Annotated in this window: 21 protein-coding genes; 18 read left to right on the top strand and 3 right to left on the bottom strand. The window is 66.2% G+C overall.

Features of this window, described 5'->3' with window-relative positions; translation table 11 throughout:
* The first annotated feature begins 1 nt into the window (after window position 1).
* From fabZ to AAFF27_17350, 10 genes are all read left to right on the top strand, one after another.
* On the top strand, window positions 2-442 hold the full coding sequence (gene fabZ, locus AAFF27_17395; protein XAH21788.1) for a 3-hydroxyacyl-ACP dehydratase FabZ: 441 nt from the start codon (window positions 2-4) through the stop codon (window positions 440-442).
* Window positions 443-469: 27 nt separating this feature from the next.
* The gene (gene lpxA, locus AAFF27_17390; GenBank protein ID XAH21787.1) at window positions 470-1,264 is read left to right on the top strand and encodes an acyl-ACP--UDP-N-acetylglucosamine O-acyltransferase; all 795 of its coding nucleotides are present in this window, start codon (window positions 470-472) and stop codon (window positions 1,262-1,264) included.
* A gap of 94 nt (window positions 1,265-1,358) precedes the next feature.
* The gene (lpxB, locus tag AAFF27_17385; GenBank protein ID XAH26257.1) at window positions 1,359-2,480 is read left to right on the top strand and encodes a lipid-A-disaccharide synthase; all 1,122 of its coding nucleotides are present in this window, start codon (window positions 1,359-1,361) and stop codon (window positions 2,478-2,480) included.
* Window positions 2,452-3,192, top strand: coding sequence for a ribonuclease HII (gene rnhB, locus AAFF27_17380; GenBank protein XAH21786.1), 741 nt, complete (start codon window positions 2,452-2,454; stop codon window positions 3,190-3,192). Before lpxB ends, rnhB begins: the two co-directional genes overlap by 29 nt.
* Window positions 3,189-3,965: an RNA methyltransferase gene (locus tag AAFF27_17375; protein XAH21785.1), complete on the top strand. Its 777-nt coding sequence runs from the start codon at window positions 3,189-3,191 to the stop codon at window positions 3,963-3,965. The genes rnhB and AAFF27_17375 overlap by 4 nt, the downstream gene beginning before the upstream one ends.
* 186 nt (window positions 3,966-4,151) lie before the next feature.
* Window positions 4,152-5,324 carry a glutamine-hydrolyzing carbamoyl-phosphate synthase small subunit gene (gene carA / locus AAFF27_17370; GenBank protein ID XAH21784.1) on the top strand — a complete coding sequence of 391 codons (1,173 nt, stop codon included), beginning with the start codon at window positions 4,152-4,154 and terminating at the stop codon, window positions 5,322-5,324.
* Window positions 5,317-8,544, top strand: a complete 3,228-nt coding sequence (gene carB / locus AAFF27_17365; GenBank protein XAH21783.1) for a carbamoyl-phosphate synthase large subunit — start codon at window positions 5,317-5,319, stop codon at window positions 8,542-8,544. The genes carA and carB overlap by 8 nt, the downstream gene beginning before the upstream one ends.
* A gap of 62 nt (window positions 8,545-8,606) precedes the next feature.
* Window positions 8,607-9,476, top strand: a complete 870-nt coding sequence (locus AAFF27_17360; GenBank protein ID XAH21782.1) for a Kdo hydroxylase family protein — start codon at window positions 8,607-8,609, stop codon at window positions 9,474-9,476.
* 75 nt (window positions 9,477-9,551) lie between these two features.
* Entirely contained in the window at window positions 9,552-10,028 is a 477-nt protein-coding gene (greA, locus tag AAFF27_17355; protein ID XAH21781.1) for a transcription elongation factor GreA, read from the top strand.
* Window positions 10,029-10,038: 10 nt separating this feature from the next.
* Window positions 10,039-10,449, top strand: a complete 411-nt coding sequence (locus AAFF27_17350) for a DUF4149 domain-containing protein (protein ID XAH21780.1) — start codon at window positions 10,039-10,041, stop codon at window positions 10,447-10,449.
* Between the two features lie 112 nt (window positions 10,450-10,561).
* Here AAFF27_17350 and AAFF27_17345 read toward each other — a convergent pair whose 3' ends face one another.
* A complete protein-coding gene (locus AAFF27_17345; GenBank protein XAH21779.1) occupies window positions 10,562-11,308 on the bottom strand; it encodes a glycosyltransferase in 747 nt (248 codons plus the stop codon).
* A gap of 14 nt (window positions 11,309-11,322) precedes the next feature.
* Entirely contained in the window at window positions 11,323-11,796 is a 474-nt protein-coding gene (locus tag AAFF27_17340; protein ID XAH21778.1) for a YhbY family RNA-binding protein, read from the bottom strand.
* 130 nt (window positions 11,797-11,926) lie between these two features.
* On the opposite strand from AAFF27_17340, the gene AAFF27_17335 reads away from it, so the two are divergent.
* The 8 genes from AAFF27_17335 (at window position 11,927) to AAFF27_17300 (ending at window position 23,285) form a co-directional block, all read left to right on the top strand.
* Window positions 11,927-12,598, top strand: a complete 672-nt coding sequence (locus AAFF27_17335) for an RlmE family RNA methyltransferase (protein XAH21777.1) — start codon at window positions 11,927-11,929, stop codon at window positions 12,596-12,598.
* Between the two features lie 132 nt (window positions 12,599-12,730).
* Complete coding sequence (gene ftsH / locus AAFF27_17330) at window positions 12,731-14,653, top strand: ATP-dependent zinc metalloprotease FtsH (protein XAH21776.1); 1,923 nt, start codon at window positions 12,731-12,733, stop codon at window positions 14,651-14,653.
* A 122-nt stretch (window positions 14,654-14,775) separates the two neighbouring features.
* Window positions 14,776-15,636 (top strand): dihydropteroate synthase, encoded by an 861-nt coding sequence (gene folP, locus AAFF27_17325; GenBank protein XAH21775.1) that lies wholly within the window; start codon window positions 14,776-14,778, stop codon window positions 15,634-15,636.
* Complete coding sequence (gene glmM, locus AAFF27_17320; protein XAH21774.1) at window positions 15,633-16,961, top strand: phosphoglucosamine mutase; 1,329 nt, start codon at window positions 15,633-15,635, stop codon at window positions 16,959-16,961. Before folP ends, glmM begins: the two co-directional genes overlap by 4 nt.
* A 415-nt stretch (window positions 16,962-17,376) precedes the next feature.
* Window positions 17,377-19,359: a gamma-glutamyltransferase family protein gene (locus tag AAFF27_17315; protein ID XAH21773.1), complete on the top strand. Its 1,983-nt coding sequence runs from the start codon at window positions 17,377-17,379 to the stop codon at window positions 19,357-19,359.
* A gap of 229 nt (window positions 19,360-19,588) precedes the next feature.
* Window positions 19,589-20,512 (top strand): GNAT family N-acyltransferase, encoded by a 924-nt coding sequence (locus AAFF27_17310; protein ID XAH21772.1) that lies wholly within the window; start codon window positions 19,589-19,591, stop codon window positions 20,510-20,512.
* Between the two features lie 50 nt (window positions 20,513-20,562).
* A complete protein-coding gene (gene ppk1 / locus AAFF27_17305; GenBank protein XAH21771.1) occupies window positions 20,563-22,824 on the top strand; it encodes a polyphosphate kinase 1 in 2,262 nt (753 codons plus the stop codon).
* Entirely contained in the window at window positions 22,824-23,285 is a 462-nt protein-coding gene (locus AAFF27_17300; protein ID XAH21770.1) for a histidine phosphatase family protein, read from the top strand. Before ppk1 ends, AAFF27_17300 begins: the two co-directional genes overlap by 1 nt.
* Window positions 23,286-23,401: 116 nt before the next feature.
* On the opposite strand, the gene AAFF27_17295 is transcribed toward AAFF27_17300, so the two are convergent.
* The gene (locus AAFF27_17295) at window positions 23,402-24,883 is read right to left on the bottom strand and encodes a Ppx/GppA phosphatase family protein (protein XAH21769.1); all 1,482 of its coding nucleotides are present in this window, start codon (window positions 24,881-24,883) and stop codon (window positions 23,402-23,404) included.
* Window positions 24,884-25,054 lie beyond the last annotated feature (171 nt).

The following is a 25,054-nucleotide window of genomic DNA, read 5'->3' as shown; positions in this document are numbered from 1 at the left end:
CATGTTGGACATTCACCAGATCCTCAAGCAACTGCCGCACCGTTATCCGATCCTGCTGGTCGACCGTGTGCTGGCGCTTGAAAAGGGCAAGAGCATTCGCGCGCTGAAGAACGTCACGATCAACGAGCCTTTCTTCACCGGCCATTTTCCCCATCGCCCGGTCATGCCGGGCGTGCTGATGCTGGAGGCCATGGCCCAGGCTGCGGCGCTGCTGGCCTTTGACACGCTGGGCGTCACGCCTGACGACAAGACGGTGTACTACTTCGCCGGCATCGATGGCGCGCGCTTCAAGCGGCCGGTGGAGCCGGGCGACCAGCTCATCATGGACGTGACGCTGGAGCGCATGAAGGCAGGCATATTCAAGTTCAAGGGCACCGCCCGCGTGGGCGAAGAGCTGGCCTGTGAGGCCGAGCTGATGTGCACCATGCGAACGATTGCCTGACAGCCACGGCCTGAGATTTTCGAGACCGTGACCGGCATCCATTCCACCGCCATCATCGACCCGGCGGCCGAGCTCGACGGCTCGGTCAGCGTCGGCCCCTACGCCGTGATCGGCCCGCACGTGAAGATTGGTGCGGGCACCACGGTCGGTGCGCATTGCGTGATCGAGGGCCACACCAGCATTGGCCGCGACAACCGCATCTTCCAGTTCAACTCCTTGGGTGCGGTCCCGCAGGACAAGAAATACGCGGGCGAGCCCTGCGAGCTGGTGATCGGCGACCGCAACACCATCCGCGAGTTCTGTACCTTCAACATCGGCTCGCCCGGTGGTGGCGGCGTGACCCGCGTGGGTGACGACAACTGGATCATGGCCTACGTGCACCTGGCGCATGACGTGATCGTGGGCAACCACACCATTTTTGCCAACAACTCGCAGCTCGCCGGTCATGTGCAAGTGGATGACTGGGTGATCCTGGGCGGCTTCACGGTGGTGCACCAGTTTGTGCGCATCGGCGCGCACGGCATGACGGCCATGTGCGCCTTGCTGTTTGCAGACCAGCCGCCTTTCGTGATGAGCCAGGGCCAGCCGGCTGGCGCGCGCTCGATGAATTTCGAGGGCCTGCGCCGGCGTGGTTTCTCGGCCGAGCGCATTGCGGCGGTCAAGGCCATGCACAAGGCGTTGTACCGCGACGGGCTCACGCTGGAGCAGGCGCAGGCGCAGATCGGCACCTTGGTCGAACGCTTCCCGGAGGCGCGGCCCGATGTCGAGATGATGCTCGGCTTCCTCGCCGGGGCGACGCCGCAGCGCGGCATCCTGCGGTAGGACGGCGTTCATGACGAATGCGCCGACCGCGTTACCTGTCGGTGCTTCGGTCGCCGGCGCTGCGCTTATTCCTTCTTCCGTACCGCAGGTGGCCATGGTCGCCGGCGAAGCCTCGGGCGACCTGCTGGCCGGCCTGTTGCTGGATGGCCTGCAAGCGCGCTGGCCTGGCCTGGCGGCGCACGGCATCGGCGGCCCGCAGATGGCGCGGCGCGGCTTTGACGCCTGGTGGCCCAGCGACAAGCTGGCGGTGCACGGCTACAGCCTGGAAGTACTGCGCCGCTACCGCGAGATCGTCGGCATCCGCGCCCGCCTGCGCGAGCGTTTGCTGGCCGAGCCGCCAAGCGTGTTCATTGGCGTGGATGCGCCGGACTTCAACCTTGACCTCGAAGCCGGCTTGCGCGCTGCGGGCGTGAAGACCGTGCACTTTGTCTGCCCGTCGATCTGGGCCTGGCGTGCGCACCGCATAGAAAAGATCCGGCGCAGCACGGACCATGTGCTGTGCATTTTTCCGTTTGAGCCTGAGCTGCTGGCGCAGCATGGCATTGCCGCGAGCTATGTCGGCCATCCGCTGGCCAATGTGATCCCCATGGAGCCGGATCGGGCCGCCGCGCGCGCAGCGCTGGGCCTGGCGCCCGACGATGCGGTGCTGGCCATCTTGCCGGGCAGCCGCAACTCCGAGGTGGCCTATCTGGCTTCACGCTTCTTTGAGGCTGCAGCCCTTATTCGGTGCCGGCATGGCGCTATGAAATTCATAGTTCCGGCTTTGCCCGCGCTGCGCAGCCGCATCGAGGCGGCGGTGGCCGCGACCGGGATGGCGGGCCAGGTGCAGGTGGTGTCCGGGCAGTCGCACACGGTGCTGGCCGCCTGCGATGCCACGCTGATCGCCAGCGGCACGGCCACGCTGGAGGCGGCGCTGTTCAAGCGGCCGATGGTGATCGCCTACAACATGCAGTGGCTGTCGTGGCGTTTGATGGCGCCCAAGCGCCTGCAGCCCTGGGTCGGCCTGCCCAATATTCTGTGCCGCGATTTTGTTGTGCCTGAGCTGCTGCAGGACGCTGCCACGCCGCAGGCGCTGGCCGATGCGGCCCTGGCCTGGTTCGAGGCGCCGGAGAAAATCGCTGCCCTGCAATCCCGTTTCACCGCGCTGCACCACGAGCTGCTGCGCGATACCCCCACTCTTGCTGCCGATGCGATCCAGAACCTCCTCCGTGCCTAAACAGGCTTTGCTCGTCTGGGACCTGCCCGGTCTGGTGGCTGGCGTGGACGAGGCCGGGCGCGGCCCGCTCGCCGGGCCGGTGGTGGCTGCGGCCGTGATCCTGGACGACAGCCGGCCGATCCCCGGCCTGGCCGATTCCAAGAAGCTCACGGCGCTGCAGCGCGAGCGCCTGTACGACCAGATCCGCGACAAGGCGCTGTGCTGCTCGGTGGCCGAGGCTTCGGTCGAAGAGATCGATACGCTCAACATCCTGCAGGCCACCATGCTGGCCATGCGCCGCGCGGTCGAAGGCCTGCGGCTCAAGCCGGTGAAGGTGCTGGTCGATGGCAACCGCCTGCCGCCGCTCGACGTGCTGGCTGAGGCCATCGTCAAGGGTGACTCGCTGGTCAAGGCGATCTCGGCCGCGTCGATCCTGGCCAAGGTGCACCGCGACCGTCTCTGCGAGCGGCTGCATCTGGAGTTTCCGCAGTACGGCTTTGCGCAGCACAAGGGCTACGGCACGGCCGAGCACCTGGCCGCATTGCAGGCGCATGGCGCCTGCCTGCACCACCGCCGCTCGTTTGCGCCAGTGGCCAAGGCGCGTATCGCCTCGGTCGCGCCGCTGCCGGTGCCCGAGTCCGCGCTGGTGCGGGCCGAGCCGGCGCCAACCCTGCAGCCGGTGGTGCCGCCCAAGGCGCGCCGGCGGCCGCGCAGTGTGGGGAAGGCGGCATGAGCGTGTCTGACACCGTTCACCTGAGCTCGCGCGACAACCCGCTGCTGAAGGAACTGCGCCGCCTGGCGCAGGACAACGGCGCTTATCGCAAGCTGGGCCGCGTCTGGTTGGAGGGCGACCACCTGTGCCGCGCGGCACTGGCGCGTGGCCGCACACCGGCCTTGGCAGTGTTTTCTGAGTCTTTTTGGCCTCTAGCCCAGGACTGGTCTAGGCATGCAGCTATAAAAAACATAGTAGTGGCCGAGGCGCTGTGGGCTGAGCTGAGCGGCCTCGAATCGCCCGCGCCCATGGGCTTTGTGCTGGATCTGCCGCCTGCTGGCGGCGTCCAGGCCGGCGTGGCGACGGTGCTGCTGGACCGGGTGCAGGACGCCGGCAATGTCGGCTCCATCCTGCGCAGCGCTGCGGCCTTTGGTTTTGCGCAGGTGGTGGCCTTGAAGGGCACGGCGGCGCTGTGGGCACCCAAGGTGCTGCGCGCTGGCATGGGCGCGCACTTCGGGCTGCGCCTGGTGGAAGGTGTAGAGCTGCCGGCGCTGGATGTGCTGCGTGTGCCGCTGCTGGTCACCAGCTCGCACCAGGGTGAACTGCTGCACCGCGCCACCTTGCCCTGGCCCTGCGCCTGGGTCATGGGCCATGAAGGGCAGGGCGTTTCGCCGGCGCTGGAGGCCTTGGCCGCGCAGCGCATCCGCATCACCCAGCCGGGCGGCGAGGAATCACTCAACGTAGCGGCGGCGGCGGCCATCTGCCTGCACGCAAGCGCTGCAGGCCAAGCCTGACCGGCCCTCCAGGCTGCGGGAAAATACCTAGCTGCGGCCAGGAGCCCCAGCGGGGCTGGGTATAATCGGGGGCTTTTCTCGCAATAGCGTCGCCCGACCGCAGCCAAAGCAACTCCCCCAAAATAAGCAGCCTTCCGGCCCCGTGTCCGGACGGCATCGGGCGACCGTAACCATCCGGAGAACCCAGTGCTCTTGTCTCTACAGGGAACCTTCCCTCCCGCCATCCTGGCGCTCGCAGACGGCACGGTCTTTCTCGGCCATTCGATCGGAGCCGCTGGCTCCACCGTCGGTGAGGTGGTGTTCAACACCGCCATGACCGGCTACCAGGAAATCCTCACCGACCCGAGCTACTGCCAGCAGATCGTCACCCTGACGTATCCGCACATCGGCAACTACGGCGTCAACGAGGAAGACATCGAAGCTGACAAGGTCCATGCCGCAGGCCTCATCATCAAGGACCTGCCCCTCGTCGCATCCAACTTCCGCAAGACTGTCACCTTGTCGGAATACCTGGTGCGCGAGAAGACCGTTGCCATCGCCAACATCGACACCCGCAAGCTCACGCGCCACCTGCGCTCCAAGGGCGCGCAAAACGGCTGCATCCTGGGCCTGGCGCCCGGCGAGGCGGTGTCGCAGGCGCTGATCGACAAGGCCATTGCCCAGGCCAAGGGCGCACCCAGCATGGCCGGCCTGGACCTGGCCCAGGTGGTGTCGGTCAAGGCGCCCTACGAATGGACGCAGCGCGAGTGGACGCTGGGCGAGGGCTATGGCCTGCAGATCGCACCCAGGTTCCACGTCGTCGCCTTCGACTTCGGCGTGAAGAAGAACATCCTGCGCATGATGGCCGAACGCGGCGCGCAGATCACCGTGGTGCCGGCGCAGACCTCGGCCGCCGAAGTGCTCAAGCTCGCACCCGATGGCATCTTCCTGGCCAACGGCCCGGGCGACCCGGAGCCTTGCGACTACGCCATTGCCGCCGCGCGCGAGCTGATCGAAACCGGCATCCCGACCTTCGGCATCTGCCTGGGCCACCAGATCATGGCCCTGGCCAGCGGCGCCAAGACCTTCAAGATGAAGTTCGGCCACCACGGTGCCAACCATCCAGTCAAAGACCTGGACAACGGCCGTGTGAGCATCACCAGCCAGAACCACGGCTTCGCGGTGGACGAGAAGAGCCTGCCGGCCAACCTGCGCCCCACGCACATCAGCCTGTTCGACGGCACGCTGCAAGGCCTGGCGCGCACCGACAAGCCGGCGTTCTGCTTCCAGGGCCACCCGGAAGCCTCGCCCGGCCCGCACGACATCTCTTACCTGTTCGATCGCTTCACGGCATTGATGGAGAAACACAAAAATGCCTAAGCGCACAGACCTCAAGAGCATCCTCATCATTGGCGCAGGCCCGATCATCATCGGCCAGGCCTGTGAGTTCGACTACTCTGGCGTGCAGGCCTGCAAGGCGCTGCGCGAAGAGGGTTACAAGGTCATCCTGATCAACAGCAACCCCGCCACGATCATGACCGACCCGGCCACGGCCGACGTCACCTACATCGAGCCGATCACCTGGCAGACGGTCGAGAAGATCATCGCCAAGGAGCGCCCTGATGCCATCCTGCCGACCATGGGCGGCCAGACCGCGCTCAACTGCGCGCTGGACCTGTGGCACCACGGCGTGCTCGAGAAGTACAAGGTTGAACTGATCGGCGCCACGCCCGAAGCCATCGACAAGGCCGAGGACCGCCTGAAGTTCAAGGACGCGATGACCAAGATCGGCCTGGGCTCGGCGCGCTCCGGCATCGCGCACAGCATGGACGAAGCCTGGGCCGTGCAAAAGGGCCTGGGTTTCCCGACCGTGATCCGCCCCAGCTTCACGCTGGGTGGCACCGGCGGCGGCATCGCCTACAACCCGGAAGAGTTCGAGACCATCTGCAAGCGCGGCCTGGAAGCCTCGCCTACCAACGAGCTGCTGATCGAAGAGTCGCTGCTCGGCTGGAAGGAATACGAGATGGAAGTGGTCCGCGACAAGGCGGACAACTGCATCATCGTCTGCTCCATCGAGAACCTGGACCCGATGGGCGTGCACACCGGCGACTCCATCACCGTGGCACCGGCGCAGACCCTGACCGACAAGGAATACCAGATCCTGCGCAATGCCTCGCTGGCCGTGTTGCGCGAGATCGGCGTGGACACCGGCGGCTCGAACGTGCAGTTCTCGATCAACCCGAAGGACGGCCGCATGGTCGTGATCGAAATGAACCCGCGCGTGTCGCGCTCCTCGGCATTGGCCTCCAAGGCCACGGGCTTCCCAATTGCCAAGGTCGCAGCCAAGCTGGCCGTGGGCTACACGCTGGACGAGCTGCGCAACGAGATCACCGGCGGCGCGACCCCGGCGAGCTTCGAGCCCAGCATCGACTACGTGGTCACCAAGATCCCGCGTTTTGCCTTCGAGAAGTTCCCGACGGCCGACAGCCGCCTCACGACGCAGATGAAGTCGGTGGGCGAGGTCATGGCCATGGGCCGCACCTTCCAGGAATCCTTCCAGAAGGCGCTGCGCGGCCTGGAAGTGGGCGTGGACGGCCTGAACGAAAAGACGCAAGACCGCGAAGTGCTCGAGAAGGAACTGGGCGAGCCTGGCCCTGAGCGCATCTGGTACGTGGGCGATGCCTTCGCCATGGGCCTGAGCGTGGATGAAGTGTTTGCGCTGACCAAGATCGACCCCTGGTTCCTGGTGCAGATCGAAGAGATCGTGAAGATCGAACTTGAGCTGGAAACCAAGTCGCTGGACGACATCGACCGCGACACCCTGCTTGCGCTGAAGAAGAAGGGCTTCTCGGATCGCCGTCTTGCCAAGCAGCTCAAGACCACCGACAAGGCGATCCGCGAAAAGCGCATCGCGCTGAACGTGCGCCCGGTCTACAAGCGGGTGGACACCTGCGCGGCAGAATTTGCCACTGACACCGCCTACATGTACTCGACCTACGAGGACGAGTGCGAGGCCGATCCGACGGACAAGAAGAAGATCATGGTGCTGGGCGGTGGCCCGAACCGTATCGGCCAGGGCATCGAGTTCGACTACTGCTGCGTGCATGCCGCGCTCGCCATGCGCGAAGACGGCTACGAGACCATCATGGTCAACTGCAACCCCGAGACCGTCTCGACCGACTACGACACGTCCGACCGTCTCTACTTCGAGCCGCTCACGCTCGAAGACGTGCTCGAGATCGTCGACAAGGAAAAGCCGCTGGGCGTGATCGTGCAGTACGGTGGCCAGACGCCCTTGAAGCTCGCGCTCGACCTTGAGGCCAACGGCGTGCCGATCATTGGCACCAGCCCGGACATGATCGATGCGGCCGAAGACCGCGAGCGCTTCCAGAAGCTGCTGCACGAGTTGGGCCTGCGCCAGCCGCCCAACGCCACGGCCCGTACCGAGCCGGAAGCGCTGGAGAAGGCATCCGCGTTGGGCTACCCGCTGGTGGTGCGCCCGAGCTACGTGCTGGGCGGCCGCGCGATGGAAATCGTGCACGAGCAGCGCGACCTTGAGCGCTACATGCGCGAAGCCGTCAAGGTCAGCCACGACTCGCCGGTGCTGCTGGACCGCTTCCTGAACGACGCCATCGAGTGCGATGTGGATTGCATACGCGACGCCGCGGGCGCCACCTTCATCGGTGGCGTGATGGAACACATCGAGCAAGCCGGCGTGCACTCGGGTGACTCTGCCTGTTCGCTGCCGCCCTACTACCTGTCGGCCGCGACGGTGGACGAGCTGAAGCGCCAGTCGGCTGCGATGGCCGGTGCGTTGAATGTGGTCGGCCTGATGAACGTGCAGTTCGCGATCCAGCAGGTGGATGGCCAGGACGTGATCTACGTGCTGGAAGTCAACCCGCGCGCATCGCGCACTGTGCCCTTCGTCAGCAAGGCGACCGGCATCCAGTTGGCCAAGGTGGCTGCGCGTTGCATGGCAGGCCAGACGCTGGCCTCGCAAGGCATCACCAAGGAAGTGACGCCGCCGTATTTCAGCGTGAAGGAAGCGGTGTTCCCGTTCGTGAAGTTCCCGGGCGTGGACACCATCCTCGGCCCGGAAATGAAATCGACTGGCGAAGTGATGGGCGTGGGCAAGACCTTTGGCGAAGCCTTCGTCAAGTCGCAACTCGGTGCCGGCACCAAGCTGCCGAGCAGCGGCAAGGCCTTCCTGACGGTGAAGAACAGCGACAAGCCGCGCGCGGTCGAGGTTGCCCGCCAACTGGTGGAGCAGGGCTTCAGCATCGTGGCGACCAAGGGTACGGCTGCTGCCGTCACTGCTGCCGGCATTGCCTGCGAGGTGGTCAATAAGGTCACCGAAGGCCGGCCGCACGTGGTGGACATGATCAAGAACAACGAGATCGTGCTGGTCGTCAATACGGTGGAAGAGCGCCGCAACGCCATCACCGATTCGCGCGCCATCCGCACCTCGTCCTTGCTGGCGCGGGTCACGACCTTCACCACCATCGCTGGTGCTGAAGCCGCTGTCGAAGGCATGAAGTACATGAACGACCTGGACGTGTACTCAGTGCAAGAACTGCACGCGCAGCTCGCTTCCGCCTGATGCGTGGCACCGGCAATCGCCCTTGGGCGATTGCCGGTTTGCACTGCGGGCACAATTTCCCCATGCAAGACCAAATCGTTCCCCTGGCGCTGTCCGACTGGGCCGCCGCCGTACCAGACGCCGCCGCCATTGCTGCGGTCGAGGCCGGCAAGGTGCTGTATTTCCCCAAACTGGCCTTTGCGCTGCAGCCTGAGGAAAAGACACTGCTGCGCCCGGAACTGCTCGACCCCAAGGTGCGCAACATCAGCCTGGATGGGGAAGGGCGGGTGAAAGGCGTGGCCGGTGACGCCGCGCTACAGGCCAGAGTAGCGGCCATGGTGGGCCGCTTTCGCCAACAGGCGATAGGCCTGATCCACAGCCTGCTACCTGACTACACGCCCCACCTGCGCTTGGCACCGACCAGCTTTCGCCCAACCCAGGTCGAGACGCGGGCGCAGTCCTGGCGCGCGGATGACCGACGGCTGCATGTGGATGCATTCCCGTCTCGTCCCAACTATGGCGAGCGCATCTTGCGCGTATTTGCCAACATCAATCCCGACGGCGCACCGCGCACCTGGCGCGTGGGTGAGCCGTTTGAGGATGTTGCGCGGCGTTTTCTGCCCCAGTCCAAGCCGTATTCAGCGCTGCAGGCACGCCTGTTGAATGCTCTGGGTGTGACCAAGTCCCGGCGCAGCGAGTACGACCATCTGATGCTGCAGCTGCACGATGGCATGAAGTCGGATCTGGCCTACCAGCAGAACGCGCCCCAGGTCACCATGCCGTTTGCGGCGGGTTCGGCCTGGATCTGCTTCTCAGACCAGACGCCGCATGCGGTGATGGCCGGCCAGTACATGCTGGAGCAGACCCTGCATCTGCCGCCGGACAGGCAATACAATCAGGAAGCAAGCCCGCTGGCCATACTCACACGGCTGGCTGGACACCCGCTCGTTTAAATAACTGAAGCGGCATTCCTCAGAAGCACCGCCGGACGGTTCCGTCCGGCTTTTTCTTTTTGGAGATAAAAGAACATGGCGACCATCCCGATTACCAAGCGTGGAGCAGAGAAGCTGAAGGAAGAACTGCACCGCCTGAAAACGGTGGATCGTCCTTGGGTTATCAACGCGATTGCAGAAGCGCGTGCGCAGGGCGACCTGAGCGAAAACGCCGAGTACGAAGCCGCCAAGGACCGCCAGGGCTTCATCGAAGGCCGTATCCAGGAGGTCGAAGGCAAGCTGTCGGCCGCCCAGGTGATCGATCCGTCCGTGCTGGATGCCGGTGGCCGGGTGGTGTTTGGTGCCACGGTCGAGCTGGAAGACGAAGACGCGGGCGATACCGTCGTCTACCAGATCGTGGGCGAGGATGAAGCCGATTTGAAGCACGGGCGGGTGAATGTCTCCAGCCCGATCGCGCGCGCGCTGATCGGCAAGGAAGAGGGCGATACCGCTGAAGTGCAGGCGCCCGGTGGCGTCAAGCGCTACGAGATCGTCGCGGTCAAGTACATCTGACCCTCGGGCCATGCCATACCGCTTTCCCGCCCTGGTTGCTGCGTTGTGGTGGGGCAGCCTGACCGTCATAGGTTTTTTGGTCGTGCCGCTGCTGTTCATGCACCTGCCCACGCCGGCCATGGCCGGGACCATGGCGGCGCGGCTTTTTACGGCGCAGACCTGGGTGTCGGTGGCCTGCGGTGTGCTGCTGCTGGTGGCCTCGCGCCAGCGGGGCAGCAGCGCCATGGCGCCTTGGGCTGCTCCCTTGTTGGGTTTTGTGCTGGCAGGGCTGTTGCTGGCCCTGTTATCTGAATTTGCCGTCGCACCGCGCATCGTCGCGCGCGAGAACCTGCGCCTGTGGCACAGCGTAGGCAGCGGCATGTACCTGCTGCAGTGGCTGTGCGCGGCCGTGGTGCTGTGGCGCACCACTGGACCGCGCTAGACGCGCGGCGCACCTCTTACCAAGAACACCGCGGAACTGGCTCTGCCAGGCCGCTGGTGTTGCCCCCGGAAGGGGGTTGGCGAAGACACGAAGTGCGCAGCCTGGGGGCGAGTTACTCCCTCCAGTGCTCGGCCACCCAGCGGGCTGGGCGGATATAGCGAAAGCGCCGGTTGCGTCGGCCCGCCAGCGCATCCGGCGGATTGCACTCACCGTGGAACACCATCACCCGGGCGTCTGAAGGCACTGCGGGTTCCTGCCAGTAATTGCAGGGCCAGCGCGGAATGCCGTGGTATTTAAAGCTCGGGCACCAGGCCTGCGGCCAGTAGCCCAGCTTGCCTTGGCGATGCAGAAAATCCGACAGATAGGCTTGCTCGTTGCGGAACTGGGCCTGCACCGCATCCATGTGGCTGCGGAAATGCTCCAGCACATCGGCATGCGCGCCCAGCTCGAAGCGGTAGACGGACGAGTTGCCAGTGATGCGCTCGCTGCGCCAGGGCCTGGAGTAGTCGCGGATGATCAGAAATTCGCCAGGCCGGGTGAAGAAGTCATCCAGCGGCCCAACCACCACCACGTCCAGGTCCAGGAACAGCGCGGTGCCGCGCAGGCCATGCAGGTCAGCCGTGAAGGTGGTGAGCTTTTTCCAGGCGCCATCGCGCTGCCCTGGCGCCAATTCCAGAGCCAGGGGCGGAATGGGCAGGCACTGCACCTCGGGCCGAATGCCCTTGCCATCGTCGGTCAGGCAGACGAAATTGAAATCGCCGGCCAGCCTGCGCCGCACCATGGCGTAGAGCCGGTTCACATATTCGGGGCCGTACTTACTACCCCATTTCATGCACAGCACATGGCGCGCAGTCGTCATGCTGCTTGCTCCCCTCAGTCAGCTTGGCGCTTCTTGATGGATTTCTGCTTGGGCTTGGCGCGCTTGATCTGGCCGCCTGCCGTCAGGCGCTGATTGCCCAGCACGCGCAGGATGCGCACTTCCGGGCGCTGGCCGCCGCGCTTGCTGTGCTTGAGGAGCTTGATGTCGCGCGGGCCGGGCATGCGGTCTTCGTCCACGGTCTTGGCTTTTTCGGCCTGCGGACGCCAGAGCACCAGCAACTTGCCGATGTGCTGTACCGGGGCGGCATCCAGGGCATCGGCCAGGGCCTGGTAGGTCTGCTCGCGCGCAGTGCGGTCGTCCGACACCACGCGGACCTTGATCAGGCCGTGGGCAGCGAGGGCGCCGTCGATCTCTTTTTGCACGGCAGGCGTGAGACCGTCGTTGCCGATGATGACCACGGGGTCGAGATGGTGGGCCTCGGCGCGGCGCTCGCGGCGCTGGGCGGGTGTGAGTTGGATTTGGGGCATACCCGTATTATCGAGGGTGCGCGCCTTCCATAGGCGCATGGCGGCTGCGTAGTCGCGCAGCAACAGGGTCGGCAGGCCCCGTGGCCCTCTTTTACTCGCCTTCTCCACGGCGGCACATTCCCTACCGAGCATGAAGGTCAAAACAAAAAGCAAGAAGGTCAACAAGGCGTGGCTCAACGACCATGTGAACGACCCCTACGTGAAACTGGCGGCGCGAGAGGGTTATCGCGCCCGTGCTGCTTACAAATTGAAGGAAATTGACGAGGCGCTGGGCTTGATCAAGCCGGGGCATTTCGTGGTGGACCTGGGTTCGACGCCGGGCGCCTGGAGCCAGTATGTGCGGCGGCGCTTGTCCCCGGAAGGGGCCGCGGTTGGGGCGCTGGACGGGGTGATCGTGGCGCTGGACCTGTTGCCGATGGCGCCCATCGAGGGGGTCACCTTCCTGCAAGGCGATTTTCGTGAGCCGGAAGTGCTTCAAAAATTGGAGCAGGAAATGAATGGCCGGCTTGCCGATGTGGTGGTTTCCGACATGGCACCCAATCTCTCCGGCATTGAATCTGCAGACGCCGCGCGCATTTCGCATCTGGTCGAATTGGCGGTGGATTTTGCATTGCAGCACCTGAAGCCTGAGGGCGCCCTGGTCGTGAAGGTGTTTCACGGCGGTGCATACAGCCCGCTGGTGAAACTCTTCAAAGAGACTTTTCGTACCGTCAAGCCAATCAAACCCAAGTCTTCGCGTGACAAATCGTCGGAGACCTTCATCGTCGGCATTGGGCTGAAAAAGCCGTCCGAATCGGCCTGAAAACACGGCAAAGCCCGTGCAAGGCCTGTGGCCGCTCCCGTGAATAACGGGGGAGGCAGAACTTGAAACACCTAAAATGCGTCACATCTGGGTCTTGATGAACCCTTACGTCTTTCCCCACCGGAGCTTCGCTTGAACAATCAGTGGTTTTCAAAAATTGCCGTATGGCTCGTGATCGCCATGGTGCTGTTCACGGTGTTCAAACAATTTGATTCGCGTGGCACGGCTGGCGCAGGCCCTATCGCCTACTCCGACTTCCTCGAACAGGTGCGTGGCAATCGCATCAAGAGCGCGACCATCCAGGATGGCCAGGGCGGTGCCACCGAGATCGTGGCAACCACCACCGATGATCGCAAGATCCGCACGACGGCCACTTACCTTGACCGTGGCCTGATCGGCGACCTGATCAACAACAACGTGAAGTTCGACGTCAAGCCGCGCGAAGAGGGTTCGCTGCTGATGACGCTGCTGGTGAGCTGGGGCCCGATGCTGCTGCTGATTGGCGTGTGGGTGTACTTCATGCGGCAGATGCAGGGCGGGGGCAAGGGCGGTGCGTTCAGCTTCGGCAAGAGCAAGGCCCGCATGATGGACGAGAACAACAACACGGTTACCTTCGCCGACGTCGCAGGTTGCGACGAGGCCAAGGAAGAAGTCCGTGAGGTTGTCGACTTCCTGAAAGACCCGCAGCGCTTCCAGAAGCTGGGTGGCCGCATTCCGCGCGGGCTGCTGCTGGTCGGCCCTCCGGGCACCGGCAAGACCTTGCTGGCCAAGTCGATCGCTGGCGAGGCCAAGGTGCCTTTCTTCTCGATCTCGGGTTCCGACTTCGTGGAAATGTTCGTCGGCGTGGGCGCTGCCCGCGTGCGTGACATGTTCGAGAACGCCAAGAAGAATGCGCCCTGCATCATCTTCATCGACGAAATCGACGCGGTCGGCCGCCAGCGTGGCGCTGGCCTGGGCGGTGGCAACGACGAGCGCGAGCAAACCTTGAACCAGATGCTGGTCGAGATGGACGGTTTTGAGACCAACCTGGGCGTGATCGTGGTGGCTGCCACCAACCGCCCCGACATCCTGGACGCCGCACTGCTGCGCCCGGGTCGTTTCGACCGTCAGGTGTATGTCACGCTGCCCGACATTCGCGGCCGCGAACAAATCCTGGGTGTTCACATGCGCAAGGTCCCGCTGGGCCAGGACGTGAACGCGAGCGTTATCGCACGCGGCACGCCTGGCATGTCCGGCGCCGATCTGGCCAACCTGTGCAACGAGGCCGCACTGATGGCCGCGCGCCGCAATGCGCGTACCGTCGAGATGCAGGATTTCGAGAAGGCCAAGGACAAGATCTTCATGGGCCCCGAGCGCAAGAGCATGGTCATGCCCGAGGAAGAGCGCCGCAACACGGCCTACCACGAGTCCGGCCATGCGCTGATCGGCAAGCTGCTGCCCAAGTGTGATCCGGTGCACAAGGTCACGATCATTCCGCGTGGCCGCGCCCTCGGCGTGACCATGAGCCTTCCAGCCCAGGACCGCTACAGCTACGACCGCGATTACATGCTGAACCAGATCAGCATGCTGTTCGGTGGCCGTATCGCCGAAGAAGTGTTCATGAACCAGATGACTACCGGCGCCAGCAACGACTTCGAGCGCGCGACTTCCATCGCCCGCGACATGGTCACGCGCTACGGCATGACCGACGCGCTGGGCCCGATGGTCTATGCCGAGAACGAGGGCGAAGTGTTCCTTGGCCGCTCGGTCACCAAGACCACCAGCATGAGCGAGCAGACCATGGAAAAGGTCGACGGCGAAGTGCGCCGCATCATCGACGAGCAGTACGCCCTGGCGCGTGGCCTGATCGAGCAGAACAGCGACAAGATGCACGCCATGGCCAAGGCGCTGCTCGACTGGGAAACCATCGACGCCGAGCAGATCGACGACATCATGGCCGGCCGCGAGCCGCGTCCGCCCAAGGACTGGACGCCTCGCATCCCGCCCACTGGCGGCGACAAGCCGGGTGATGGTGGCACGGCGGTCGCGACGGATCCGGCGCCTACCGCGGCCTGATCGTCTTTATTTCCATGATAAGAACGGGGCCTCGTGCCCCGTTTTTCATTTCGTAGCCTTATGTCTGCTGTCTACCGCGAACCTCGTGCCGGCGCTGTCGTGCCGCAAGCCCGGAGCTGAACATGTTCTGGCAGACCTCCCGCTTTCGCATCGACCTGGCGCGGCCCCAGGTCATGGGCATTGTCAACGTCACGCCCGATTCCTTCTCTGATGGTGGCGCGCATGCGTCCAGCAGTGCCGCGCTGAAGCACTGCGAGGCATTGCTGAAGCAGGGCGCAGACATCCTCGACATTGGCGGCGAATCGACCCGGCCGGGCAGCCCGGCGGTGCCGCTGGCCGAAGAGCTGGCGCGCGTGCAGCCACTGCTGCGCGAGGCGGCTCGGCTGGGCGTACCGATCTCGATCGATACCTACAAGCCAGAGGTGATGCAGGCCGCGCTGGATGCAGGCGCCGACATCATCAATGACATCTGGGCGCTGCGCCGGCCGGGCGCGCGCGCGGTGGTGGCCGCGCATCCGTCCTGCGGCGTGTGCCTGATGCACATGCACCGCGATCCCCAGACCATGCAGGCCACGCCCATGGCGGGCGACCCGGCGCCGGTGGTGCGCGGCTTCCTGCAGGCCGAGGCCGATGCCCTGTTGGCCCTGGGCGTGCAGCAGGAGCGCATTGCGCTGGACCCGGGTGTTGGCTTTGGCAAGACGGTGGCGCAGAATTTTCGGTTGCTGGCGCGCCAGCGCGAGGCGGTGCCGGCGGGCTATCCGATTCTGGCGGGCTGGTCGCGCAAGTCGTCGCTGGGCGCGGTGACCGGCCGCGAGGTGGATGCGCGCATGCTGCCCAGTGTCACCGCGGCGGTGCTGGCGGTGGAGCGCGGCGCGCATGTTGTGCGTGTGCACGATGTGCGTGAGACAGTCGAGGCACTGGCCGTTTGGCGCGCCATGCAGGCTGCAAACAAAGAACCATTCGAGGGAGACCCTATTACATGACACGTACCTATTTCGGCACCGACGGCATTCGCGGCAAAGTGGGCACAGCGCCGATCACGCCGGACTTCGTCCTGAAGCTGGCGCACGCGGTGGGCCGTGTGTTGCGGCGCACCACTGCGCGGCCACGGGTGCTGATTGGCAAGGACACGCGCATCTCTGGCTACATGTTGGAGAGCGCGCTGGAGTCGGGCTTCAATTCCGCCGGAGTGGACGTGGTGCTGCTGGGCCCGCTGCCTACGCCGGGCGTGGCCTATCTCACGCGTGCGCTGCGCGCCAACCTGGGCGTGGTCATCAGCGCCAGCCATAACCCGTTCGAGGACAACGGCATCAAGTTCTTCGGCGCGCTGGGCACCAAGCTCGACGATGCCTGGGAGAGCGCCGTAGAGGCCGCGTTGGAAGAGCCTCCGGCCTGGGTGGCCGCCGCCGACGTGGGCAAGGCGCGCCGGCTGGACGATGCGGCCGGCCGCTACATCGAATTCTGCAAGAGCACCTTTGGCAGCGACCTCACGCTGCGTGGCATGAAGATCGTCGTTGATGCCGCACATGGCGCGGCCTACCAGATCGCCCCCAAGGTGTTCCATGAACTGGGCGCCGAGGTGGTGGCCATAGGCTGCGCGCCGGACGGCCTGAACATCAACCAGGGCTTTGGCGCCACCCACCCGGAGGCGCTGGTGCGCGAGGTGCTGGCGCAGCGGGCGGACTTCGGCGTTGCGCTGGATGGTGACGCCGACCGCCTGCAGGTGGTCGATGGCGCGGGTCGGCGCTACAACGGCGACGAGCTGCTGTACCTGATGGTCTGTGACCGGCTGGCGCGCGGCGATGCGGTGGCGGGTGCGGTCGGCACGCTCATGACCAATATGGCGGTGGAGCGGGCGCTGAAAGAAAAGGGCATTTCCTTTGCGCGCGCCAAGGTTGGTGACCGCTATGTGCTGGAAGAGCTGGAGCGCCGCGGTTGGCTGCTGGGCGGCGAGGGCTCTGGCCACCTGCTGGCACTGGACCGGCATACCACCGGCGACGGCCTGGTCAGCGCACTGCAGGTGCTGCAGGCCTGCGTGCGCAGCGGCCAGACGCTGCCGCAACTGCTGCAGGGCGTGGTGCTCTACCCGCAGGTGCTGATCAATGTGCCAATGACCGCCCGCAGCGACTGGCGCAGCAATGCGCGCCTGGTGTCGGAGATCGCCGCAGTGGAAGGTGAGCTGGGCGAGGACGGCCGGGTGCTGATACGGGCCAGCGGCACCGAGCCGCTGCTGCGCGTGATGGTGGAAGCCCGCGAAGCCCAGGTGGCGCAACAGGCGGCGCAGCGCCTGGCGGCGACCGTAGTCTGACGCGGCGCGGCACCGGCCGTGCCGCCCGTGTATACGAACGGAAATTAGTGTATCTCGATGCGCACTTGTTGATACATTTGTACTCGGTTGGGCATGCTGCTTGCTACATTCCTGGCTTTGCATGCCGCCCACTTTTGCGATGTCCGGAACACTTTTACCCCTCGGTTACCGGCCGACATCGCTGCCAGCCTTTCGGCACATAAACCCCCGTTCGCGCCACGACCACGCTGCATTGCAGCAAGGCGGTCTTGCGCGCCTGCCGGGGGAGATGGGAGGGCCGGGTCGATCCACCGCATCGACCGTTTGAGCGCATGGCCCGCGCACCGCGTCCGCAGCACCCAACTGCGTTGATGCCAGCGGGCGTGCCCTGTCAGTAGCTAGCCGCATCCCAGCCCGCCTTGGAAAAATCAATTAAATGAAAACAGAATCCTGCGTGCGTTACACGAGTACCGCGCTCGTTGCATTGCTCGCCCTCACCGCTTGCGGTGGCAGTGGCGACTCATCCGTCCCCGTGGCCGAGACCAGTTGCCAGGCCGTCGCAAGCGATGGCAGCACCGTCGTCGTTGGCTCCAACCTGCCGGGCGACCCTTCGTTGCCCGAGGCCGCCTCGGGCTATCGCTCCGGCCTGAAGGCGGTCTATACCAAGCGCTTCATGGTGACCACCGCCAACTCGCTGGCCAGCGTGGCCGGCTGCACGGTCCTGAAGAATGGCGGCAGCGCCGCCGATGCTGCGGTTGCGGTCCAGGCCGTGCTCGGCCTGACGGTGCCTGAGGCCACGGGCCTGGGTTCCGGCGGCTTCATGCTGTATTACGACGCTAACAAGAAGACCGTGCAGGCCTATGACGGGCGCGAGACGGCGCCGGCCGCAGCCACCGCCAACTACCTGCGCTATGTCGACGACGCCAGCGACCAGACCCTGCCCAAGCCCAGCGCGCGTGCCAGCGGCCGCTCGATCGGCACCATCGGCGTGCCGCGCCTGATCGAGGCGGTGCAAAAGGACCACGGCAAGCTCGCCTGGAAGGACCTGTTTGGCGACGCCATCACGCTGGCCACCAATGGCTTCAAGATCGGTGGGCGCCTGGCCGCCGCGATCTCGTCCAATGCCGCAGCCCTGAAGCACGACGCCGAAGCCGCAGCCTACTTCTTCAATGCCGACGGCACGCCCAAGGCCTTGGGCACCGTGCTGACCAACCCGGCCTACGCCCGCACGCTGACCAACCTGGCCGCCAATGGCGCCGACGCCATCTATACCGGCCAGATCGCCAGCGACATCGTCGCCAAGGTGGCCATCACGAAGGCCGCCGACGACGGCTCGGTGATCACGCCGGGCAAGACCACGCTGGCCGACCTGGCGGGCTACCAGGTCAAGCGCCGCGAGTCGGTCTGCACCACCTACCGCAATACCTACTGGGTCTGCGGCATGCCGCCGCCAAGCTCGGGCGGCATCGCCGTGGCGTCGGCGCTGGGCATTCTGGAGAACTACAACCTGGGCGCGATGAAGCCGGCCTCGATCGACCTGGAAGGCGGCAAGCCCACTGCGGCTGCCGTGCACCTGGTCACCGAAGCCGAGCGCCTGGCCTATGCCGACCGCGACAAGTACATCGCCGACACCGACTTCGTGCCCTTGCCCGGCGGCACCTGGGACACGATGCTCAACAAGCCCTACCTGAAGAGCCGCGCCGCGCTGATCGACACCACCAAGAGCATGGGCACGGCCCAGCCCGGCAACCTGGGTGCGATACCGCTGGGGGTGGACAACCAGTTGATCGAGCACGGCACCAACCACTTCACCATCGTCGATGGCGATGGCAACGTGCTGACGGCCACGACCACGGTCGAGTCCAGCATGGGCTCGTTCCACATGACCAACGGCTTCTTGCTGAACAACCAGCTGACCGACTTCTCGGCCGCGCCGACCGATTCCACCGGCGCGTTGGTGGCCAACCGCCTGGCGCCGGGCAAGCGGCCGCGCAGCTCGATGGCACCGACCCTGGTGTTCAAGATGGCGGTCGACGGCAGCAGCATGGGCGATTTCCTGATGGGCACCGGTTCGCCCGGCGGCGGCACGATTCCGCAGTACGTGGTGAAGACGCTGGTGGGCGCGCTTGATTGGGGCCTGGACGCGCAGCAGTCGTCCAACCTGATCGACTTCGGCGCCAGCAACAGCCCGACCACCACCGTGGGCGGCGAGCACCCGAACGTCGACCTGAGCAACAACGGCGCCAACGACGCGCTGATCACCGGCCTGCGGGCGCTGGGCCACACGGTCTCTACCGCGGCCCAGGCCAGCGGCGTCAACACCATCATGCGGGTGCAGGTGAACGGCACGGCGGCCTACGCAGGCGGCACCGACCCACGGCGTGAAGGCATCGTGCTGGGCGATAGCTTTACGCCCTGATCCACCCATGAGCGGCTGGGGCCAGGCCCTGGCTTCAGCCGCGCATGTGAATGCCAATGCCCGTTCCAATGCCCGCTCATGCGGGCATTTTGCTATCTAATAGATAGCTTATAGCCCTGGATTCATAACGGCTTCAGGCACTTTTCTTCAAAAAACTGTCATCGTCTTGCCATGGCGTCGTCATGCGCGGCCAGCAGACTGCTCGCATCATTCGAGAAGGAGATGCGAGATGCCCGAACTGCCGGTCCCGACACTGCCCTTGTCGCCCGTTGCCGCCTGGTCGCCGCAGCCGCTGCGCGCCTTTGCCGCCAGCCTGCGCGGCGTCCCGCCTACCCGTGAAGCGCTGCTGCCGCGCTTGCCGCAGCCCGTGGCAGACATGGCACCGCAGCGCGGCGAGCTGCATGTCGCCTGGGCCCAGCACCTGGACGAGGTGCGCGAGGCGCAGCGGCTGCGCTACGCCGTTTTTGCCGGCGAGATGGGCGCGCGCCTGCCGGTGCCGGCCGACCCGAAGCTGGCCGGCCATGACATCGACCTGTTCGACCCGTATTGCGAGCACCTGCTGGTGCGCGACGGCGAAGGCGGCCCGGTCATTGGCACCTACCGCGTGCTGACGCCAGCGCAGGCACGGCGCATTGGCAGCACCTACAGCGACACGGAATTTGACTTGGTGCGCCTGCGCAGCATGCGCGAGAACATGGTGGAGCTGGGCCGCAGCTGCGTGCACCCGGAGCACCGTCACGGCGGCGTCATCCTGGCGCTGTGGGGCGCGCTGGCGCAATTCATGATGCGCAACCGGCTCGACATCATGCTGGGCTGCGCCAGCATCCCGATGCTGCAGCACGGCGTGCCCAGCCCGCAGCTGGCCGCCGGCATCTGGCACCGGCTGCGCCGCACCCACCTGGCCCCGCCCGAGCTGCAGGTGTGGCCGCGGCTGGCGCTGCCGGTGGACGAGTGGGAAGACCTGGAAGGCTCCCGCACCGACCTGCCGCCGGTCGAGCCGCCGCCGCTGATCATGGCCTACCTGCGCCTGGGCGCGCGCATTCTGGGGGCGCCCGCCTGGGACCCGGACTTCAACACCGCCGACCTGCCGATGCTGATGCGCCTGGCCGACATGCCAGCGCGCTACCGCCGCCACCTGCTGGCGGGCGCGTGACATAGAACTGTCACATTGCAGTCATGTTTCAGGCGGACACTCTGTTGGCAATGTCCGCACACAGTTCCCCCGATCTCCCGTTGCCGCCGCAGGGCGATGCGGCACCGCTGCCACCGCCGGCCGCCAACGGCACTCCCGGCCTTGCGCTGCCGGAGGCGGCGGGGCCGCAGCCACGCGCGATCACCGTGGCCACCACGCCGGTGCCGGAGGCCATCGAGGCGGCGGTGCTGCCGCCCGCCGCCGCGCCTTCGCCGCCGCTGCTGGACCGCGACCACAGCATCCTGGCCTTCAACGAACGTGTCTTTGACTGGGCCTGCCGCGAGGACGTGCCGCTGCTGGAGCGGCTGCGCTACATGTGCATCGTCTCGTCCAACCTCGATGAATTCTTCGAGGTGCGCATGGCGCCGCACGTGGCCGCCGCGCTGGCCGGCGACCTGCAGGGGCTCTATACCCGCACCAGCTTCGAGGCGATATCGGCCATTGCGCACGACCTGGTGGCGCGCCAGTACGCGCTCTACAACGACGCACTGACGCCGGCTTTTGCCAGGCGCGGCATCCGCATCGTCTCGCATGGCGAGCGCAACAGCGCTCAGCGGCGCTGGGTGCGCGACTACTTCCGGCGCGAGGTGTCTCCGCTGCTGGTGCCGGTGGGGCTGGACCCGGCCCACCCGTTTCCGCAGGTGGCCAACAAATCGCTCAATTTCATCGTGCGCCTGAAGGGCCGCGACGCCTTTGGCCGCGACAACGAGATCGCCATCGTCAAGGTGCCGCGCGTGCTGCCGCGCCTCATCCGCCTGCCGCAGACGGTGGCGCCGCAGGGCGTGGCCGTGGTCAGCCTCTCCAGCGTGGTGCGGGCGCACCTGGCCGATCTGTTCCCGGGGCGGGAAGTCACCGAGTTCTCGCAGTTCCGCGCCACCCGCCACTCTGATCTGGCGGTGGACGAGGACGAGGTCAGCAACCTGCGCACCGCGCTGCGCCAGGGCCTGCAATTGCGCCACTACGGCCAGGCGGTGCGGCTGGAGGTGTCCTCTGGCTGCTCGCAGCATCTGTCGGACTTCTTGCTGCAGCAGTTCGGCCTGCCGGCCGGCGCGCTGTACCGGGTGCACGGGCCGGTCAACCTGGTGCGGCTGTCGCAGCTGATCGACCTGGTCGACGACCCCCGCCTGCTGTTCCCGCAGTGGAAGCCGGCGCGCGCCGTGGGCCTGCGCAGCGGCCTGCCGATCCTGCAGCAACTGCGCCGGCGCGACCTGCTGATCCACCAGCCGTTTGAGAGCTTCGACGGCGTGCTGGCCTTCCTGCGCGAGGCCGTGCACGACCCGGACGTGCTGGCCATCAAGCAGACCATCTACCGCACCGGTGCCGACTCCGAGCTGATGGAGCTGCTGCGCGAGGCGGTGCGGCGCGGCAAGGAAGTAACGGCCGTGGTCGAGCTGAAGGCGCGCTTCGACGAAGAAGCCAACATCAACTGGGCCGAGGCGCTGGAATCCATTGGCGCGCAGGTGGTCTACGGCGTGGTCGGGCTGAAGACGCACGCCAAGATGCTGCTGGTGACGCGGCGCGAAGGCCGGCACCTGCAGCGCTATGGCCACCTGTCCACCGGCAACTACAACCCGCGCACCGCGCGGCTCTACACCGACCTGAGCTACCTCACCGCCGACCCGGCGCTGACGGCCGAGATGGACGCCGTCTTTGCCCACCTGGCCAGCCAGAACCGGCTGCCCAAGCTGAAGCGCCTGTGGCTTGCGCCGTTTCACCTGCAGGACCGGCTGGTCGAGCGCATCGCCGCCACCGCAGAGGCCGCGCGCCAGGGGCAAGAGGGGCGCATCGTGCTGAAGATGAACGCGCTGACCGACGAGCGCCTGGTGCATGCGCTGATGGATGCCGGCCGCGCCGGCGTGCAGATCGACCTGATCGTGCGCGGCGCCTGCATCCTGCCAGCCAGCGTGCCGGGGCAGACCGGCAACATCCGGGTGCGCTCCATCATCGGACGCTTCCTGGAGCATTCGCGCGTCTTCTACTTCCGCAGCGGCAAGGACGAGGACCTGTACCTCTCCAGCGCCGACTGGATGAGCCGCAACATGCTGCGCCGGGTCGAACTGGCCTGGCCGGTGACCGACCACAAGCTGCGCCAGCGCATCATCGACGAATGCCTGGTGGCCTACTTGCATGACGACTGCGACGCCTGGCTGCTGGGCGCCGACGGTCGCTACCGCCGCGCAGTGCCGGCCCAGGCGGGCGGCCACAGCGCCCAGGTGGCGCTGATGCAGCGCTACCCCGCACCTTCGCTGCCGCTGGCAGGAGGACATGTGTGATGGACCTGATCCTGTGGCGCCACGCAGAAGCCGAAGACCGGCGCGAGGACCTGCCCGAGCTGGAGCGCGGCCTGACGCCGCGCGGCGAGAAGCAGGCCGCCCGCATGGCCGCCTGGCTTGATCGCCAGCTGCCCGAAGGCCTGCGCGTGCTGGCCAGCCCGGCACGCCGCACCGACCAGACGGCCGCCGCGCTGGGCCGCCGCTACAAGCTGCGCGCCGAGCTGCTGCCCGACGGCTCGCCCAACGAACTGCTGGAGCTGGTGCAATGGCCGCGCGCCAAGGGCGCCGTGCTGGTGGTAGGCCACCAGCCCATGCTGGGGCAGACCGTGGCCCAGCTGATTGGCTTGGCTGCCAGCGAATGCGCGATCCGCAAGGGCGCGGTCTGGTGGCTGCGCCAACGCCAGCGCGCCGAAGGGTCAGAGACCGTCATCGTCACCGTGCAGTCGCCTGAAGTGCTGTAGCGCCTGCTTCTAAATTAATAGCTGGAAGCCGGCGTGTATCCTGCGCTTCAGGTACAAAACTAACTGAAATTCAGGGTATACGCCGGCATGCAGCTATTTATTTGATAGTCCTGTGTTCAGGCGCCGTAGGCCATTCCCAGCGCCCAGGGCGTTTTGCGCCAGGCCTCCAGCTCTTCGCGCAGCAGGTGCGCCGACTGCGGAAAGTCTTCCACCCAGCGCGCCGGCATGGTGATGCAGAAGCCGCCGGCTTCGCGCTCGATGCGGGGCAGCGGCGTGGCCGGGTTGCGGCGCGCGTGGCACAGCAGCACGGCCAGGCGCAGGCTGAGCAACTGCATGGCAAAGCCGGCGTCGTCCAGCACCAGCGGCAGCTTGCGCAGCTTGCCGCGCTGGCCCAGTACCAGGCGCGCCAACTGGCGCTGTTCCTGCTCGCCAAAGCCGGGCGCGTCGGCGTTCTCCAGGATGTAGGCGCCGTGGCGTGGGTGCTCGCCATGGGCGATGCTGTTGCCGATCTCGTGCAGGCGCGCGGCCCAGTGCAGGCTGCGCACCGCGTCTTCAGGGGCGCCGGGGCAGAGCTGGGCGAACAGCGCGCGCGCGGTGCGGTCCACGCGCTCGGCCTGCTCGGCGTCCACGCCAAAGCGCAGGGCCAGCGCCTGCACCGTAGCGGTGCGTATGTCGGTGGCCGGCGCTTCGCGCTGCAGCAGGTCATAGAGCACGCCCTGGCGCAGCGCGCCCTGGGCGATCTGCATGCGCTCTATGCCCAACTGGGCAAACACTGCGCACAGCACGCTCACGCCGCCGGCAATCACCGGGCGCCGGTCTTCCTTCAGCCCGATCAGGCGCAAGCGGTCTGCGTGCTGGGCCTGCAGCAGGCGGTCGCGCAGGCCGTGCAGGGCGGCGCGCGTGATCAGCCCGGGCGGCTCGCCCAGGCCGGCCAGCAGGTCGCCAATCGCGCCCACGGTGCCCGAGGCGCCATAGGCCACGTCCCAGTCGCTGCGCGGGAAGCGGGCGGCTTCGTCTTCCAGGGCCGCCTCGGCGGCGGCCTGGGCCGCGGCAAAGGCCGCCACGGTGTAGCGGCCGTCCGGGAAGTGGATGAGCGAGGCCGCCACGCTGCCAATGGGGCAGGATGCCAGCACCCTGGACTGCAGCGCCTGGCCCAGCACCAGCTCGGTAGAGCGGCCGCCCACGTCGACCACCAGCCGGCGCTCGGAGGAGGGCGGCAGCAGCCGGGCCACGCCGGCGTAGATCAGGCGCGCTTCTTCGGGGCCGGAGACGACGTCGATCGGGAAGCCCAGCACTTCGGCGCCGCGCGACAGGAATTCTTCGCGGTTGCGCGCCTCTCGCAGGGTTTGCGTGGCCACGGCGCGCACCTGGCCGGCCTTGAAGCCCGCCAGGCGCTCGCCAAAGCGGGCCAGGCAGTCCCAGCCGCGCTGCAGGGCTTCTTGCGTCAGGCTGCCGTCGGGCGTCAGGCCGCCGCCCTGGCGTACGGTTTCTTTCAGGTATTCGGTACGCAATACGCGACCATGGTCGAGCCGGCCGATTTCCAGTCGAAAGCTGTTGGAGCCCAGGTCTAGGGCTGCGAGAAGGGTTCCGTCATCCATGGGGGCAGGGGACCGGTAAGGGAAACAAGGCAGGAGTGTCGCAGGGTGCGGCATTGTTGTGACAGACACGTGACAGTGCCTGACTGCTGCGGCTCATGCCCCTGCGGGTGATCAATATGTCACGTCACTGTCATATAGCGCCCCTACATTCCGTTTCATCACTCTCCTGCC

Origin of the sequence: Xylophilus sp. GW821-FHT01B05, assembly GCA_038961845.1 — a bacterium.
Lineage (GTDB): Bacteria > Pseudomonadota > Gammaproteobacteria > Burkholderiales > Burkholderiaceae_C > Xylophilus.
This window is presented reverse-complemented; position numbering and strand designations above follow the sequence as displayed.